Origin of the sequence: Lacinutrix gracilariae (assembly GCF_042684485.1) — a bacterium.
Lineage (GTDB): Bacteria > Bacteroidota > Bacteroidia > Flavobacteriales > Flavobacteriaceae > Oceanihabitans > Oceanihabitans gracilariae.
On sequence record NZ_JBHULM010000011.1, the window covers coordinates 121,501 to 139,348 of the forward strand.

Here is a 17,848-nt window from a genome sequence, read left to right on the forward strand (position 1 = left end):
TTCTTGTACTACTCCTTATAAAAACCCAAAATACACAAAGACTATTCAATCGTCTTTTAAAAAGCAAACAATTCTATTCTTTCATCAAAAAAAACAAATAAAAACCTCCATTAACCAACATCAAAAACCACATATTTCAACCCATCAGATTTCATCCACAAAATACTGATTACTAGGTTGAAATACATTTTGTCAGTAAAATCGTTCACTTAAACGAAAATTTATTTTTATTCAAAAACTTTAAACTATTTTCGACAAAATAGACAAATACTTAAATTTTCAACAACAAAACAACATAAACACTCAAAATTAATCAGAATAACACAAAAATATATTTCACATTATTGCTTCATTGTCTTTTTCGCTAAAAAACGAACCCAAATCTAAAGTTTATGACACTAAAATTACACTCAAAAAAAAAAGCATATTACAATTAAAACTTCACCTATTTATAAAGCATACAATTCTAACCTACAACAATAATATTAGTCTTTCATTAAAACCGTAAACCTAAACACTTAAAGTATTAAAATTCTTTAAACGTATTACTAGCTATTAACCTCAAATTTTTCATGAAAACAAAACTAATTTTCACAACCTTCATCTTTTTTTTAATTACTAGCACTTTTTATGGACAATCAATAATTAAAAGCCAAAGTTTCGATTATGGTGCTTCTGGTTATTCCGATGATTTAACCTATACAACATCAGGAAATACTACTATTACTAATGCCTCTTCAGAATCTGCTCCTAACTCTTTTAAGTTAAATAGTAACAACTCAAATATAACATTTCAAAATGTAGATATATCTTCCTTTTCCAATGTAACCGCAACGGTTTCTTTTTCTTCTGTAAATGCAAAAAACAATAAAGATCTATTTTTATATGTTTCGTATGATAATGGAACTAATTGGAACGAAATTAAATTAATTGATGGTCAAAATAATCGTTCTGGAGGAGAAACTTGGGCTTGGGGAACACCAGATAATAGTGGTGGAGCGGTAACCTCAAACCCATATACATTTAGTATTCCAGATACAGAAAATAGCATTAAACTAATACTAAGAGCTAGTCAAGCGAACAATTCTAATTTTTTTTATGTAGATAACATTATAGTTAAAGGAACAGCTTCCACACCTTGTATAGAACCAACAGCACAAGCATCAAATTTAACTTTTGGTACAGTAACAGAGACTAGTATTGTAGGTAATTTCACAGCAGCTTCGTCAACACCAGACAATTATTTAGTATTAATGAACACTACAGGCACAACACCTTCGCCTGCTCCTACAGACACGAACTCCTATGCTATAGGTGATACTATAGGCGGAGCAACTGTGATAGATACCGATACTAACACAACATTTACAGCTACAAGTTTATCACCAACAACAACCTATTACTTTTATATATATAGTTTCAATACTGCTTGTGGTGATGGTCCAGATTATTATACTACAGCTCCATTATCTAGCAATGAAACTACAATAGCTGGTCCATTAATTGTACCAGCTACTGGCACAAATACCTATTCTGTATGTTCTGGAAACTTATACGATAATGGTGGAAGCACTGGTGATTACTCAAATAACTCTTCTGGATATACGGTATTAAACCCAAGTACTCCAGGGAACTTTGTAGAGGTTTCTGGGACAATAGAGACAGAATTTGGTTATGATAATGTATATATTTATGATGGTGTCGGAATTGGAGGCACATTATTATGGGATGGTTCAGGAGCTTTAACTGTTCCAACTACCACATCTATATCTGGCCCTTTAACAGTTTACTTTACATCAGATTATAGTATTATAGATACTGGTTTCGATTTAACTATTAACTGTACAACAACTCCAGGAACGGTATCGTATTGCGTGCCTTCTATTAGTGCAACATACCAGCCACCTACAAACTACATAAATACAGTTTCTTTTATAGGTAACTTACAAGATATTACAAATACAAGTACATATAGCGATCCTACACCTAGAGGATATCAAGATTTTACAGGTTTAGCAACAAAAGCTATACAAGCACAAGGCCAAGGCGTTAATATTTATGTAGGTACAGAATTTTCCGGATACTATAAAGCTTGGGTAGATTGGAATAAGGATGGTGATTTCACAGATCTTAATGAAGATATTTATGATGTTGGAGGCATTGCACAAGCCTCTACAACTTTTGGTTTTGTAATACCAACAACTGCACTCCCTGGAGATTATAGAATTCGTATTCGTATGAGTGATTATAATGGCTTTGCTAATTTTGGACCATGTGGTAATTCAAATTATTATGGTGAAGCAGAAGATTATTTATTTACCGTTATTGAAAGTTGTGATGCTAATATTGCAACAATAACAGATGGCGAAAGCTGTGGCACAGGAACTGTAGATTTATATGCTACCGGAACCACTGGAGTTACTGGCTTTAACATCTACACTACCGAAACTGGAGGAACAGTTTTATCTCCTGCTCCTACATTTACTGCTCCTGGAGGAGTACCAACTGCAAGCTGGACATCTCCTTCACTTGCAACTACAACCACATATTGGATAACTGCCACAAATGGTAGTTGCGAATCTTTAGTAAGAACTCCTATTGAGGCTACAATAAGCCCTACACCAACGGTTACTTTTACTCCTTCCGCACCTACAGTATGTGGAGCCAATGAAATTATTCAACTTACAGCAGAAGGAGATATAGAAACCGCATACTTAATTCAAGAAGATTTTGAAACTGGTGATTTAGGCGTGTTTACAACTAATAATATTGTAAATAACGGAGCTACAATTAACAACAAAACAAAATGGCAAAATAGAACAAGTACTTTTGTTCCTTCACAAGAAACTTGGTTTCCTGCCATATCTACAGGTTTTGGAAACAATAAATTTGTAATGTCCACTTCTGATGTAGGTACATATACCACACATAATCAACTAATTTCACCTACAGTAAATACCACGGCCTTTTTAGACCTTACCTTAGATTTCAAAATGTACCATTCACGCTATTTTAAAGACAACACTTATCCAACTGATGAAAATGTAAAAATTGAAGTTTCTACGGATGGCGGAACAAATTGGACAGTATTACCTACAGGAAACATAACATCAGATATAGGTATTGGCACCAAATTCGATTTACTATCCTATAACTTAAATGCTTATACAAATGAAAACACCTTAAGAATTAGAATAAAATATTACGCAGGATGGTGTGATGGTGTTGCCATAGATGATTTTAACTTATATGGAGAAAAAACTATAAACACCGCCTTTGATTATGACACTACAACTGTAGACGCATATACAGATGCAGCTGCTACAGCTAGCTATACACCAAATACTCCTGCTACTACAATATGGATAAAACCAACACTTACGCAACTAGAAAATGAAACATTTAACATTCCTGTTAGCACCACACTATCTAACGGTTGTACAGTAAGCAGTAGTATTGTAGTTACTAACAACACAAAAGTATTTAAAGGAGGTGGTACAGACTGGAGTGATCCTACCAACTGGAAACCGGAAGGAGTACCAACTCCAGATAATTGTGTTGTTATTCCTGATGGAGAAGCATGTAAAGTACCTAACAATATAAGCATACCATTTCCTCCTTTTGACTATCAAGCATATGCTAAAAACCTAACAGTGCACAGCGCTGGAGGTTTAGAAATACTAACAGACAACTATTTAACAGTTACAGATTGGGTAAATGTAAAAGCAGGAGGAGATTTAACCATTAAATCTGGAGGTAGCCTAATTCAGGTTACAGACGTAGCTTCTAATAATAATTCTGGAAATATTACCATGGAAAGAACTGCTACAATTAATAGTCCTTATGATTACATTTATTGGGCATCTCCTGTTGAAGGTTTTAATGTTACAAATGTATCTCCTGGATCTTCTAATATTTACGAATGGATTCCAACCATAAGTGGTAATTATGGAGATTGGTCAGCAACAACAGAAAATATGATTCCTGGTAAAGGATATATTATTAGAAATGTAACAGGTACTCCAACTCCATCAACCCCTGAGTTTGTTGGAACACCAAATAACGGAATAATTACTAAAGCCATTACTAGAGGTACATATAATGGAGCAGATTATCCTGGAGGAGGCTCTACAATGGCAACCAAACTAGACGATAACTGGAACTTAATAGGTAACCCTTATCCTTCAGCTATTTCAGCAGACACATTTATTTCAACAAATGCTGGAGTAATTGATGATGATGTAAACAACTCTATTCAAGGAACTGTATACCTATGGAGACATATAGAAACTCCTAGCAATGCAGTAAACGATCCTTTTTACCAAGGTTATATTTACAATTACACCCCTAACGACTATGTGGCATACAACAGCACAGGTTCTAACCCATCTGGATTTGATGGCAAAATTGCTTCAGGGCAAGCCTTTTTTGTACTCATGGAACATACAGCTCCTGTAAATTCAAATGTTATATTCAATAACACCATGCGTGGTGAAACATTAAACAACAGTCAGTTTTATAGAACAGAAGAAACTCAGCAACGCACATCAGAAATAGAAAAACATAGAATCTGGTTAGATTTAATTACACCTAGTAATACTGCTAATTCTATTTTAGTAGGTTATATTGAAGGAGCTACTAACAGCAAAGATAGATTATATGACGCTTACGAATTAAGTGAAACTAGCGCAAGATTCTATTCTTTAATAGAAAATGAAAAAATGTCTATTCAAGGTAAAGCACTACCTTTTCAAGATGCAGACACTGTTCCTCTTGGTATTGAAATTTCTCAAAGCGGAAATTACACCATTGCCATCAATAGTTTAGACGGTTTATTTGAAACTACAAATCAATCTATATTTATTGAAGACACATACACTAATACTTTTCATAATTTACGTATCAATCCGTATAGCTTCAATATAAATGCAGGAACCTATAATGACCGATTTATATTAAGATACACAGATCATTCTTTAAGTGCTACTGATTATGATTTAAACGCACTTGAAATTTTAGCACCAAATAACAATTATATTAAGGTAATATCTGGAAATAGCACAATAGAAAGTGTTACTGTATATGACCTTTTAGGAAGAGCCTTAAGAAATCACCAAAATATTAATGCTAAAGAATTTATTATTAACGACAATAAATTTTCTGAAGGTGCTTACATAGTGAAAGTAACACTAGTAAATCAAAAACAAAAAACACAGAAAGTAATTTTAAAACATTAATAATATTTTAAAAAACTATAAAAAGGCCTTGATTTTAAATAATTAAGGTCTTTTTCATTGGTATAAGCCTCACGTTCAAATGAAATATTTCTATATGCTTGCTGCCAATTTCTACAAGTAAGCAATCGTATAAAAAATTCAAAAACATATAAAATATAAAACGGAATAACCAACAATTCTAATTGTTGCTTAAAATGAATTTTTTCATGATTCAATAAAATTTTATTCTGTTTTAAACTACTATGTTTTAAAAACACAAACGGAAACAGTGTAATTCCTGTATATCCTTTAGGCACCAAAAATTTAGAAATAAAAATCATAATTTATACCACTCAAAAATCAAACCAAATTACATTATCTTTGTTAGATGAAGAAATTTGTTCCCATTGAAGAAGGTGATTATTACCTAACACCAGAAGGCTACAAATGTTTCACAGAGCAATACCATTTAAAACGTGGTTACTGTTGCGAAAGTGGTTGCAGACATTGTCCTTATGGTTTTAACGCATCAACCTCACGTAAAACAATTAAAAAAAAGTAAATTCTTTAACAAACATGACATTTAAAGAGCAAATATTACAAGGCATTCCAGATACTTTACCACAACCAAAAGCATATGAAACAGAAATAAACCACGCTCCTAAGCGTAAAGACATTTTAACTGCTGAAGAAAAAAAACTAGCATTACGTAATGCCCTACGTTATTTTAATAAAAAACAACATGCAGAATTACTTCCAGAATTTAAAAACGAATTAGAAACCTACGGAAGAATCTACATGTATCGTTTACGTCCTGATTACAAAATGTACGCAAGACCAATAGACGAATATCCTGCAAAATCAAAACAAGCAGCTGCCATCATGCTAATGATACAAAACAACCTAGATTATGCAGTAGCGCAACATCCACATGAACTAATTACATATGGTGGTAATGGTGCTGTTTTTTCTAACTGGGCACAATACAGGCTAACCATGAAATATTTGGCAGAAATGAATGAAGAACAAACCCTTGTTATGTACTCTGGTCATCCTATGGGTTTATTTCCTAGCCACAAAAATGCACCACGTGTTGTAGTAACAAACGGAATGATGATTCCTAATTACTCCAAACCAGATGATTGGGAAAAATTCAATGCGCTTGGCGTGACACAATACGGACAAATGACAGCAGGAAGCTATATGTACATAGGTCCGCAAGGTATTGTTCATGGTACAACCATAACCGTTTTAAACGGCTTTAGAAAAATAAAAAAAGAACCTAAAGGAAACCTATTTGTTACCTCTGGTTTAGGAGGCATGTCTGGTGCACAACCAAAAGCTGGTAACATTGCTGGCTGTATTACAGTTTGCGCAGAAGTAAACCCTAAAATCACACAAGTACGATTAGATCAAGGTTGGATAGACGAAAAAATAACAGACTTAGATAAACTAGTCTCTCGCGTTAATAAAGCGAAAACAGAAAAAGAAACTATTTCAATAGCATACTTAGGAAACATTGTTGACGTCTGGGAAAAATTTGATGAAGCAAACATACATATAGACTTAGGAAGCGATCAAACCTCACTTCATAATCCTTGGGCTGGAGGATACTATCCTGTTGACATCTCTTTTGAAGATGCTAATGACATGATGGCCAACAATCCTGAATTATTTAAAGAAAAAGTACAAGAAACATTACGAAGACACGCAGATGCCATTAATAAACATACTGCAAAAGGAACGTATTTCTTTGATTACGGAAACGCTTTTCTTCTAGAAGCTTCTCGTGCAGGAGCAGATATTATGGCAAAAAATGGCATAGATTTTAAATACCCAAGTTATGTACAAGACATTATGGGACCTATGTGTTTCGACTATGGTTTCGGACCATTCCGTTGGGTTTGCGCATCAGGAAAACCTGAAGACTTAGCAAAAACAGACGCTATTGCATGCAATGTGTTAGAAGAAATTAAAAAGAACTCTCCAATAGAAATTCAGCAACAGATGGCTGATAATATTCAATGGATACAGGGAGCTCAAGAAAACAAATTAGTAGTAGGCTCACAAGCAAGAATACTATATGCAGATGCTGAAGGAAGAATGAAAATAGCCCAAGCCTTTAATGATGCTATTGCAAATGGCGAAATTGGTTATGTAGTTTTAGGTCGTGATCATCATGATGTTTCTGGTACAGACTCACCTTATAGAGAAACAAGCAATATTTATGATGGTTCCCGTTTTACTGCAGATATGGCTATACAAAATGTAATTGGTGATAGTTTTAGAGGTGCTACTTGGGTTAGTATTCATAATGGTGGTGGCGTTGGCTGGGGAGAAGTTATTAATGGTGGATTTGGTATGGTTCTTGATGGTACTACAGAAGCATCTAAACGCTTAAATGCCATGCTTTTCTGGGATGTAAACAATGGTATTTCAAGAAGAAGTTGGGCAAGAAATTCTGGAGCAGAATTTGCTATTAAACGCGCTATGGAAGTAGAACCTAATTTAAAAGTAACACTACCAAATCATGTGGACGATGCTTTACTGAATTGAAAATTTAAAAAATTGCAATTATGAAAAACCTAATCACTATTACATCTGTACTACTCCTATTAGTAGTAACTACCTCTTGTAGCTCTGTAAGAGTTGCATCAGACTATGACAAACAAGCAAATTTTAATGATTTTAAAACCTTTGCTTTTTATAAAACAGGAATTGATAAAGCAGAAATTAATGACCTTGATAAGCGTAGAATTCTACGTGCTATTGAAGCAGAATTACTTGCTAAAGGATTTACAAAATCTAAAAACCCAGATTTACTGGTTAGTATATTTACTAAATCTAGAGAAAAAGTAAATGTGTATAACAATGGTTTTGGTCCTTACGGTTATGGTTGGGGATGGAGCCCTTGGTATTGGAATAACTACAATACCGTATCTACTTCTACAGAAGGAATTCTTTATATAGATTTAATTGATGCTAACAAAAAAGAACTAGTATGGCAAGGACATGGTACTGGCTATCTATCTCAAAATAAAAAAGAAGAACGAATTAAAGAGTTTGTTACTAAAATCATGGAGAAATATCCTCCTGGTATAGAAAATTAATTGCACAAAAAAACCACTCTAATTAAGAGTGGTTTTTTTTATATGTAATTGTATTTATATTGCTTATTTTTTTAATGAAGCTAAATATGCCTCATACTGTTCTGCATTTAAAATACTTTTCAATTTCATATTAGCTCTTTCTAATAAAGCAGCTTTTGCTCTTTGTACTTCTGTAATATTAGTATTACCTTTTAAGCCATTAAAGTTTTGTTGTAAATCAACTAGCACTTTGTATGCTTCCGTTTGCTGTTCTCCTGTAAGAGCAACTGTTTGATGTAATTCATGTAATTGTTTCTTAGCAATCGCTTCAGGAAACTCAGCCTCTGCTACTCTAGAATCCTGTGCTTGTGTCTGTTGCATACCAATAAAAAAAACAGCTATTAAGCTTAAAAGTGTAATATACTTTTTCATGTTAATTATTTTATAATGATTAAAAAATTTCAGTGATCCAATATACAATTTTTTTTAAAACTACAATTAAATTAAACCAACATATGCTAGTCTAACATGCTAACACACTCTATGAATCTTCAATATTTAAAGCAAATTAAAAATTAAATAATTATAATAGATATGGTTTTGCATAACCATTAGCTACTAACCACGAATTAACATGTACATCATCTACTAGTATGTTTACTAAATAAGAACCATACTTTCCTAGTTTATCCTTTTAGCAAGGAATTTACACCTCCTTATCTAGAATTAAACCCCTTACTATATCTCTAGTTTTTTTCCTTCCTCTTATTTTTCCTCGTTATGCAGGTGTATTAACTCCATATAAGTGAAGCTTCATTTCTTGAAAATGAAAAAAAACTAAATCTATGACAGCGCTAACTGCATATCCATCATAAACATCTAGATTTTTTTTTAATTTTATAAAGGTTAATATTTTAATATCTCTAAAACTTTAGCTTTCACTTTTTCTGTGGAAGGAATCATCGTTTGTTCTAAAGTAGAATTCAACGGAATTGCTGGCATGTTTTCACTACCAATAGTCATTACTGGTGCATCTAGATATTTAAAGCATTCTTCTTGAATTTTTCCAGATAATGCTCTAGCAAAACTATTATTAGAAGGTTCTTCTGTCACCACCAAACATTTCCCTGTTTTCTTTACCGATTTCATAATCGTGTCTTCGTCTAAAGGAAATAAAGTTCGTAAATCTATAATCTCTATTTGATCGCGCATATCTAATTCTCCCGAAGCGTTATAAGCCCAATGCACTCCCATTCCGTAAGTAACAATCGTTAAAGTTTCTACACTTTCTTGTTTCCAAATTTCTTGTAAAACCCATGCTTTTCCAAAAGGCAACACATAATCTTCACTTGGTTCTACAGAGGTTGCTCCTTGCGTTCCAGGCACTTTAGACCAATACAAACCTTTGTGCTCTAAAATCACTACAGGATTTGGGTCGTAATATGCTGCTTTCATTAAACCTTTTAAATCGGCTCCATTACTTGGATAGGCAATTTTAATACCTCTAATATTAGTAATCACACTTTCTACAGAAGATGAATGGTAAGGTCCACCACTTCCATACGCACCAATTGGCACACGTAAAATCATAGAAACTGGCCATTTTCCGTTACTTAAATAGCAACTTCTACTCACTTCGGTAAACAACTGGTTTAAGCCTGGCCAAATATAATCGGCAAATTGCACCTCAACAATAGGTTTTAATCCTACTGCAGACATACCAACAGTGGAACCTACTATAAAGGCTTCTTGTATTGGTGTATTAAAAACGCGATCGTCTCCAAATTTTTGCGCTAAGGTGGCAGCTTCTCTAAAAACACCGCCTAATCTCCCACCAACATCTTGTCCGTACAACAAGCATTCTTTATGCTTTTTCATCAACTCTTCAACGGCAAATAAAGCGCAATCTACCATCACCACTTTTTCGGCACCTTCTGGCGCACGTGTTCCTTGTTCTTCGGTTATTGGTGTTGGTACAAAATCATTAGTAAATAAATCTTCCGGTTTTGGATCTTCGGCTAATAATGCTTTTTCAAAGTCTGCTTGTACTTTAGCTTTCGCGGAATTTTCTATCGCTTCAATTTCTGTTTCCGTAAATCCATGATCTTTTAATTGTTGCTTTAAAACTGGATAAGGATCTCGAGAACGTGCTTCTTCTAAATCATCACGATACCATTCCATTCTCACACCAGAAGTATGATGATTTAGTAAAGGAACTTTCGCGTGTACTAAAAAAGGTCTTCGTTCTGTACGAATGGTTTCTATAACTTTTCCTAACGCTTCATAACTTTCTATAAAATTGGCTCCATCAATAGAAATCGCTTCTAAACCTTTAAAACCTTGTGCATATTCAAATGCACTTTGTGCTCGTGTTTCTGCTGCATTGGCAGAAATATCCCAACCATTATCTTGTACCAAATACAAAATTGGCATTTGTTTTAAAGCTGCCATCTGAAAAGCTTCTGCTATTTCTCCTTCGGTTACGGAAGCATCTCCTAAAGAACAAACTGTTATTGGTTTTAGAGATTCTTCGCTATCGCTCTTAATAACATTAGCATTGCTAATTCCCTGTAATTCGATATACTGCATTCCCATAGCAACTCCTGTTGCTGGAATAGTTTGCATACCTGTTGCAGAAGATTGATGCGGAATTTTCGGCTTATCATCATCCTTTAAACTTGGATGTGAATAATAGGTTCTTCCTCCAGAAAACGGATCGTCTTTTTTAGCTAATAATTGCAACATCAAATCGTAAGGTTCTAGGCCAAAAGAAAGCAACATCGCATCATCTCTATAATATGGAAACGCATAATCTTGCGGTAACAATTGCATACCTAAAGCAATTTGAATCGCTTCATGACCTCTCGATGTGGCATGCACATATTTTGAAACTTGTTTAAAATTAGCTTCGTATAGTTCTGCCATTGCTTTGGCGGTACATAATTTTGAAAATCCTTTTTTTAGTATGTCTTTATTTAAAGCACTCATATTTTATTTTTTTTGGCGTTCGAGCGGGCTTTACGTTGCAAGTCCTCGCTGCGCTGTGGGCTTTTCACTACAATCCCTAACGCGAGATTTCGATGTAGACCTCAGCAGTTTCAAAAACCAGTGTGATCTTTTCTAATATTATATCTTTCTATTGGTGTCAAATTGTTCAAAATAATCTGCTACACGACGCACAAAACTTCCTCCTAAAAAACCATCAACTACTCGATGATCAAAAGAAAGCGATAAGTACATCATACTAAGAATAGCGATTTCATCTCCTTTTTCTGTGGTGATGACTTCGGGTCTTTTCTTTATAATTCCTAAAGCAAGAATAGCTACTTCTGGTTGGTTAATAATTGGTGTTCCCATAACACTACCAAAGGTTCCTACGTTTGAAATGGTGAAGGTGCTTCCTTTAATATCGTCTCCTGCTAATTTATTTTCTCTTGCTTTGTTTGCTAGTTCATTTACAGTACTAGCAATCGTTTTTAAATCTTTGGTATCTGCATTTTTTACCACAGGAACAATTAAGTTTCCGCTAGGTAAAGCGGTTGCCATACCAATATTGATGTCTTCTTTTACAATAATGTTATTACCATCTACCGAAGCATTGATGTTCGGAAAATCTTTTACTGCTTTTGCTACAGCCTCTACAAATAAGGGTGTAAAGGTTAAACGTTCTCCATACTTTTCTTGAAAGGCTACTTTGTTGGCATTACGCCAATTTACCATATTGGTTAAATCTGCTTCTACATAAGCGGTAACATGAGGCGAAGTGTGTTTAGAATACACCATATGGTCTGCAATCATCTGGCGCATTCTATCCATTTCAATAACTTTTCCTTTTCCTTTATCGAATTGTAATTGTGGAATACGATAAGCTGTTGGATCTTGTGTTACAGCTTGCGCGAATTTATATGGTCTTCCCTCTTCTATATAATTGAAAACATCACTTTTACGAAGTCGGCCTTCGTGTCCTGTTGCGGGAATACGAGCGAGTTCTTCAAAACTAATATGATGTTCTTTGGCGATTTTTATGATTAATGGCGAAAAGAAGGTGTTGGTGTTTGCTGTTGAAAAAGACGTTGAAGTTGAAACCTTTTGAACTGGTTTTGGTCTTTTAGTATCTTTCTTCTTTACCTTAGACGCTTCGACTGCACTCAGAGTGACATCTTTCTTTTCTGAAGTTTTAACGTCTTCTGAAACTTCAAGAATTGCTAGTACTTCTCCAACAGGAACAACATCTTTTGCTTGAAACATGGTTTTTACTAAGGTACCTGCTGCAGGAGCAGGCACTTCATTATCTACTTTATCTGTTGCCACTTCTAGGATAATATCGCCTTCTTGAAAAGAATCTCCTTCTGCTAGCAACCAGTTGATTATGGTTCCTTCTGTTATACTTTCGCCCATTTTAGGCATTTTTAATTCGTAACTAGACATGGTCTTTTTTCTTTTATTTTAAATATTCTACTACATGTAGAATGTTAAATCATATTAACTAGCGTTTGTTAGTTTACTCTATCTTGAAGGATAGTTCCATTTGCGTTAGCGATTGAAACGGCATCCTTTTTTATTTTTCATAAAAAAGATATAGTGTAAAGCACGACCCTTGTGGTAACGCCCAACTATTTCTTTAAAAAATCACGAAGGGTATCATAAGCTCCTTCTTGCATTTTCATGTTTTCAGGCACTTCTCTCAACGGCTCTACAGCTTGTAAACTCTCGTGGCAATCTGCTGGTAATTGCTGGTACAATTGCGTGCCTTTTGTTTTCCATGCAATCATTTCATCACTCACTTGTTTGATTACTTTGGCAGGATTACCAACGACTAGACTACGTGGCGGAATCTTGGTTTCTGCTTTTACAAAAGCCATAGCACCCACTATAGATTCATCACCTATTTCGGCATCATCCATGATTACAGTGTTCATACCAATGAGGCAATTACGCCCTAAATTAGCGCCATGAATAATGGCTCCATGACCAACATGTGCACTTTCTTTTAACGTGATGGACTTGCCAGGAAACATATGTACGGTACAATTTTCTTGTACGTTGACGCCATCTTCTAAAATAATTTGTCCCCAATCCCCACGAATAGCTGCTCCTGGACCAATGTAACAGTTTTTGCCAATGATGACATTGCCTGTGACTGCTGCAAGTGGATGCACGAAACTGGATTCGTGAACCACTGGTGTGTAATTTTTGAAACTGTAAATCATATCCTTATTCCTGCGTAGGCAGGAATCTCATTATTTATTAATTCTAAATTCTCTATTATCATCTAAATTCCAATTCGCGCTTAAATCAGCCCAACTTGGATTCATTTCTTCGATTAAGTTCACTTTCCATTCTCTTTTCCATTTTTTGAATTGTCGCTCTCTAATTGAAGCTTCTTCTCCCTTTTCATATTCTTCAAAATAAACAAGATTCTCACAATTATATCTAGCTGTGAACGATTTTGGATATACATTATATTTATGTTCCCTTACTCTTTCGTTAAGATTATCGGTTATACCAATATAAATCACTCCATTTGGTTTATTTGTCATTATATAGACATACCATAACGCCATTCCTTCTTTATTATGAGATTCCTGCCTTCGCAGGAATTGGTTACTTAAACCCTTTCAATTTCTCTTTTGTAAAATCAGAAAGTACAAGTCTTCCACTAGTCGCTGCGCGTTCTGCCAATAAAGCATCCCAATGGTCTGTTCCTTGCCAGAATACTTTTTTCATTTCTAGCATAGCTTCTGTATTGTAAGTGCATAAATGTTCTGCAGTTGTTTTTACCGCTTCGTCTAATGCTTCTGTAGTATCAAAAACATGCGTGTATAAGCCTTTTTGTTTTGCGAATTCTGGCGTATAGAACGTATTCGCGTCTATCGCGATTTGCGACATCGCACTTAATCCCATTTTACGTTCAATTGCTGGTCCGACTACAAATGGCCCTATTCCAATATTTAGCTCACTAAGTTTTATGGAAGCAAACTTTGTAGCCATACAATAATCGGTTGCAGCGGCTAGTCCAACACCTCCACCAACGGTTTTTCCTTGTACGCGACCAATGATGAATTTTGGACATTTACGCATCGCGTTTATCACATTCGCAAATCCAGAAAAGAATACTTTACCTGTAGCTTCGTCATTAATATTGATAAGTTCATTAAAACTTGCGCCTGCACAAAAGGTTCTATCACCTCCACTTTTTAAAACGATTACTTTAATAGCGTCATTGGTTCCTGCAGCTGTAATGGTTTGTGCTAGTTCTGCTAATATATCTCCTGGTAAGGAATTGTGAGCAGGATGGAAAAATTCGATGTATCCTACTTCGTTTTTTATTTCTAACTTAACATAAGGGTCTCTCATATTTTTATTTTTTACTGTCATTCCTGCGTAGGCAGGAATCTATTTTTAGTATGTCAATGCGCACCTGTTGCGCATTCGTATTAATCATTGTTCTTATTATATTTAGAAAGATTCCAACCTAAACTCAAATCCTTCCATTCCGGATTCATTTCCGTTATTAGGTTTCTTTTCCAAACTTTTTTCCATTTCTTAATGGTCTTTTCTCTTTTGATGGCGATTCGTATATCAGAATGCGCTTCAAAATAAACTAATTTTTTAATGTTATAATGTCCAACATGAGTTCCAAAAGTTGCTGCTTTATGTTCACTCATTCGTCGTTCTATATTATTTGTTACACCAACATAAAAGATGTGATTTCTTTCGTGTGTTAAAATGTATGTATAATATTTTTTAGACATTGCACTTACATTAAAGTCACTGCATTAAAGCTTTTCGTTAACATTAATGCGACTGCGCAACACGTGCGCAGTGACTTTCTATTAATAATTATATCAATCCAAACTGCTCAAAGTGATGATTCAAATGCTTTCGCTCTAAAAGATACGCTTCATATTTATTCAATACTCCAAACACTAAATTTTTCAATTTAGCTTCTGGATGCTCTTTATAATATTCTATATATTTTTTTCTTTGTGCTTTAAACTTCTCAATAGCTGTTGCTAAATCGGCATGTTTTAAAGGCTCTAATGTATCTTTTTCCAATTCTGGAAATTGAGAATTTCTTGGAAACTTTTTATAGTTATACAAACTATGGTGTACCTTATCTAAAATCTTTTCCGGTGTTGCAATCTCAAAATCTTGAATCTCTCCAGAAGCAATTTTATAAGTATATTCTAAATGCTCTATCATATGCTGAGGCGTCATGATTCCCCATTTTGGTTTTGCATCTTCTTGTAATGCAGAAAGACATTCCTCTATTTTTTCTTCTGTCATTTCCACAAAAGTTTCTTGTTTTTTCTCTACCATCGTCAAAATGGTTGCAACAGCAACTAACGGACTATCTTTTTCGGTTTTCTGACTTTCGGGACGGTTTTCAAAATTAGCATCAAAAACCTCAACGTGCCATTTTACAATTCCGCTAGGATGTTCTGCAGAAGCGACATCTCTATCAACTTTTTCTTTACATGTTAAACGCACATAAATGGTATCGTTATGATATAATGGTCTTAAAAATCGGATGCTATCTAAGCCATAATTTGCTGCTACTGGTCCTTTATTTGGATACACAAATAATCCTGCTGCTGCAGAAATAATGAAATAACCATGCGCTGTTCTTTTTTCAAAAATACTTCCGTCTAAAGATGTAATATCGGTATGTGCATAGAAGTGGTCCCAAGTTAAATTGGCAAAATTCTGGATATCCGTATCTGTTAACGTTCGCTTGTGGGTTTTTAAAGACATTCCTGGTTGAATGTCTTCCCAATGGTATTGAAACGGATGCTTTTCTGCTTCCTTATACTTTGCATTTTGTTGGTAAACTCCAGTAATTTCGGTAATGGTTGTTGGCGAACCTTGAATGGCTGTACGCTGTAAATAATGCTTAATACCACGCATGCCTCCCATTTCTTCACCTCCACCAGCACGTCCTGGACCACCATGAACTAAATATGGTAATGGCGAACCATGTCCTGTACTTTGCTTCGCACTTTCTCTATTTAAAACTAAAATTCTACCATGATGCGATGCTGCATTTATAACATAGTCCTTAGCAATTTTATCGTCGTTGGTAGCAATGGAAGATACTAACGAACCTTTACCCATTTGCGCCAAAGTAATGGCTTCGTCTAAATTTTTATAAGGCATTATGGTACTTACTGGTCCAAATGCTTCGCGTTCGTGAATGACTGTATTTTGAAAAGGATGGTCTGCTCTCAATACAATCGGACTAATAAATGCACCTTTTTTAGCATCTGCTCCAATGGTGTTTATCTCGTTTAAATTACCATATACAATTTGTGCTTCTTTTGACAAATCGTTTACCGAATCTCGAACGGCTTGTACTTGTTGATGACTGACTAAAGAACCCATTCTGACCTCTTTTAATCTTGGGTCTCCAATAGTGACTTTATCTAATTGTTTTGCTAATGCCGTTTGTACGTCGTCAACTAATTTTTCCGGAACAATAATTCTACGAATTGCTGTACATTTTTGCCCAGCTTTAACCGTCATTTCCTTTCTAACTTCTTTTACAAACAAGTCGAATTCTGGTGTTCCAGGAACCGCATCTTCTCCTAAAATGGAAGCGTTTAAAGAATCGGCTTCCATAGTAAAAGGTACCGATTCTTGAATTAATCTTGGATGCGCTTTTAACAATCGTCCTGTTTGTGCAGAACCTGTAAACGTGACTACATCTTGAGATTCTACAGTATCTAGAATATTTTTAACCGTTCCGTTTATGATTTGCAAAGCCCCTTCTGGTAATATTCCAGAATCAATAATAGTTCTTGCAACGGCTTCTGCTAAATAGGATGACGAAGGTGCAGGTAACACCACAGCAGGAACTCCTGCCATCCAGTTTACAGCACATTTTTCTAACATTCCCCAAACTGGAAAGTTGAATGCGTTAATATGTACTGCAACTCCTTTTTTAGGCACCATAATATGATGCGCCATAAAGCGTCCACCACGAGACAAATCGATAGCATCTCCTTCTACATGATAGGGTTGATTTGGGAATAGTTTTCTAAGAGAAGCGTTTGCAAATAAGTTTCCAAAACCACCTTCAATATCGATCCAACTATCTACTTTGGTAGCTCCTGTTCTGTAGCTTAAATCGTAAAAAGCATCTTTTCTTTTGGTAAGATATAATGCTAATTTCTTGAGCATGTTACCACGTTCTTGAAACGTCATTTTTCTTAGAACTTCTCCTCCTTTGGTTCTTCCGTAGTTTAGAATTTCGGGAACATCTAATCCTTCGATTGCAACGCTAGTGAATGCTTCACCTGTGATTGCGTCTAGAATTGGGGTTCCTTCTTCTTTTCCTGTGGTCCAAGAACCTTGGACGTAGTGTTGTATTTTATTCATCTTAATGCCCACGAAAGTGGGTATCTATTAAATTAGACTTCTATTCTTTTATGGCGTTACCTAAAGGTCGGGCTTTCCGTTATATCTTTTTCTCATGCTTCAAAAAAGGATGCCACTTTAATCCCTAACGCACTAATTTGCTATGTTTATTTCTTAACCAAA

13 protein-coding genes are annotated in these 17,848 nt (G+C 35.0%); 4 read left to right on the forward strand and 9 right to left on the reverse strand.

Annotated features, from left to right (window positions below; all coding sequences use genetic code 11):
• Positions 1–572: 572 nt before the first annotated feature.
• Positions 573–5,237, forward strand: coding sequence for a GEVED domain-containing protein (locus ACFSSB_RS07775; RefSeq protein WP_379902838.1), 4,665 nt, complete (start codon positions 573–575; stop codon positions 5,235–5,237).
• Here the strand turns inward: ACFSSB_RS07775 and ACFSSB_RS07780 are convergent.
• Positions 5,234–5,557, reverse strand: coding sequence for a hypothetical protein (locus ACFSSB_RS07780; protein ID WP_379902841.1), 324 nt, complete (start codon positions 5,555–5,557; stop codon positions 5,234–5,236). The two genes, ACFSSB_RS07775 and ACFSSB_RS07780, sit on opposite strands and share 4 nt — an antisense overlap.
• Before the next feature lie 47 nt (positions 5,558–5,604).
• Between ACFSSB_RS07780 and ACFSSB_RS07785 the strand changes: the two genes are divergently transcribed.
• Genes ACFSSB_RS07785 through ACFSSB_RS07795 form a run of 3 tightly spaced genes read left to right on the forward strand, consistent with a single transcriptional unit; the run spans position 5,605 to position 8,326 of the window.
• A complete protein-coding gene (locus tag ACFSSB_RS07785; protein ID WP_379902844.1) occupies positions 5,605–5,778 on the forward strand; it encodes a DUF5522 domain-containing protein in 174 nt (57 codons plus the stop codon).
• 14 nt (positions 5,779–5,792) lie between these two features.
• Complete coding sequence (locus tag ACFSSB_RS07790) at positions 5,793–7,772, forward strand: urocanate hydratase (RefSeq protein ID WP_379902848.1); 1,980 nt, start codon at positions 5,793–5,795, stop codon at positions 7,770–7,772.
• A 20-nt stretch (positions 7,773–7,792) separates the two neighbouring features.
• A complete protein-coding gene (locus tag ACFSSB_RS07795; protein WP_379902851.1) occupies positions 7,793–8,326 on the forward strand; it encodes a DUF4136 domain-containing protein in 534 nt (177 codons plus the stop codon).
• A 63-nt stretch (positions 8,327–8,389) separates the two neighbouring features.
• Here the strand turns inward: ACFSSB_RS07795 and ACFSSB_RS07800 are convergent, their stop codons facing one another.
• The 8 genes from ACFSSB_RS07800 to paaZ form a co-directional block, all read right to left on the reverse strand.
• Positions 8,390–8,737: a hypothetical protein gene (locus ACFSSB_RS07800; protein WP_379902854.1), complete on the reverse strand. Its 348-nt coding sequence runs from the start codon at positions 8,735–8,737 to the stop codon at positions 8,390–8,392.
• Between the two features lie 474 nt (positions 8,738–9,211).
• Positions 9,212–11,293 carry an alpha-ketoacid dehydrogenase subunit alpha/beta gene (locus tag ACFSSB_RS07805; RefSeq protein ID WP_379902856.1) on the reverse strand — a complete coding sequence of 694 codons (2,082 nt, stop codon included), beginning with the start codon at positions 11,291–11,293 and terminating at the stop codon, positions 9,212–9,214.
• A gap of 138 nt (positions 11,294–11,431) precedes the next feature.
• Entirely contained in the window at positions 11,432–12,733 is a 1,302-nt protein-coding gene (locus tag ACFSSB_RS07810) for a dihydrolipoamide acetyltransferase family protein (protein WP_379902858.1), read from the reverse strand.
• 185 nt (positions 12,734–12,918) lie between these two features.
• A complete protein-coding gene (locus ACFSSB_RS07815; protein WP_379902861.1) occupies positions 12,919–13,515 on the reverse strand; it encodes an acyltransferase in 597 nt (198 codons plus the stop codon).
• Positions 13,516–13,545: 30 nt separating this feature from the next.
• On the reverse strand, positions 13,546–13,869 hold the full coding sequence (locus ACFSSB_RS07820; protein WP_379902863.1) for a GIY-YIG nuclease family protein: 324 nt from the start codon (positions 13,867–13,869) through the stop codon (positions 13,546–13,548).
• A gap of 40 nt (positions 13,870–13,909) precedes the next feature.
• Complete coding sequence (locus tag ACFSSB_RS07825; RefSeq protein ID WP_379902866.1) at positions 13,910–14,662, reverse strand: enoyl-CoA hydratase/isomerase family protein; 753 nt, start codon at positions 14,660–14,662, stop codon at positions 13,910–13,912.
• An 80-nt stretch (positions 14,663–14,742) separates the two neighbouring features.
• Positions 14,743–15,060: a GIY-YIG nuclease family protein gene (locus tag ACFSSB_RS07830; protein WP_379902869.1), complete on the reverse strand. Its 318-nt coding sequence runs from the start codon at positions 15,058–15,060 to the stop codon at positions 14,743–14,745.
• A gap of 88 nt (positions 15,061–15,148) precedes the next feature.
• On the reverse strand, positions 15,149–17,686 hold the full coding sequence (gene paaZ, locus ACFSSB_RS07835) for a phenylacetic acid degradation bifunctional protein PaaZ (protein ID WP_379902871.1): 2,538 nt from the start codon (positions 17,684–17,686) through the stop codon (positions 15,149–15,151).
• Positions 17,687–17,848 lie beyond the last annotated feature (162 nt).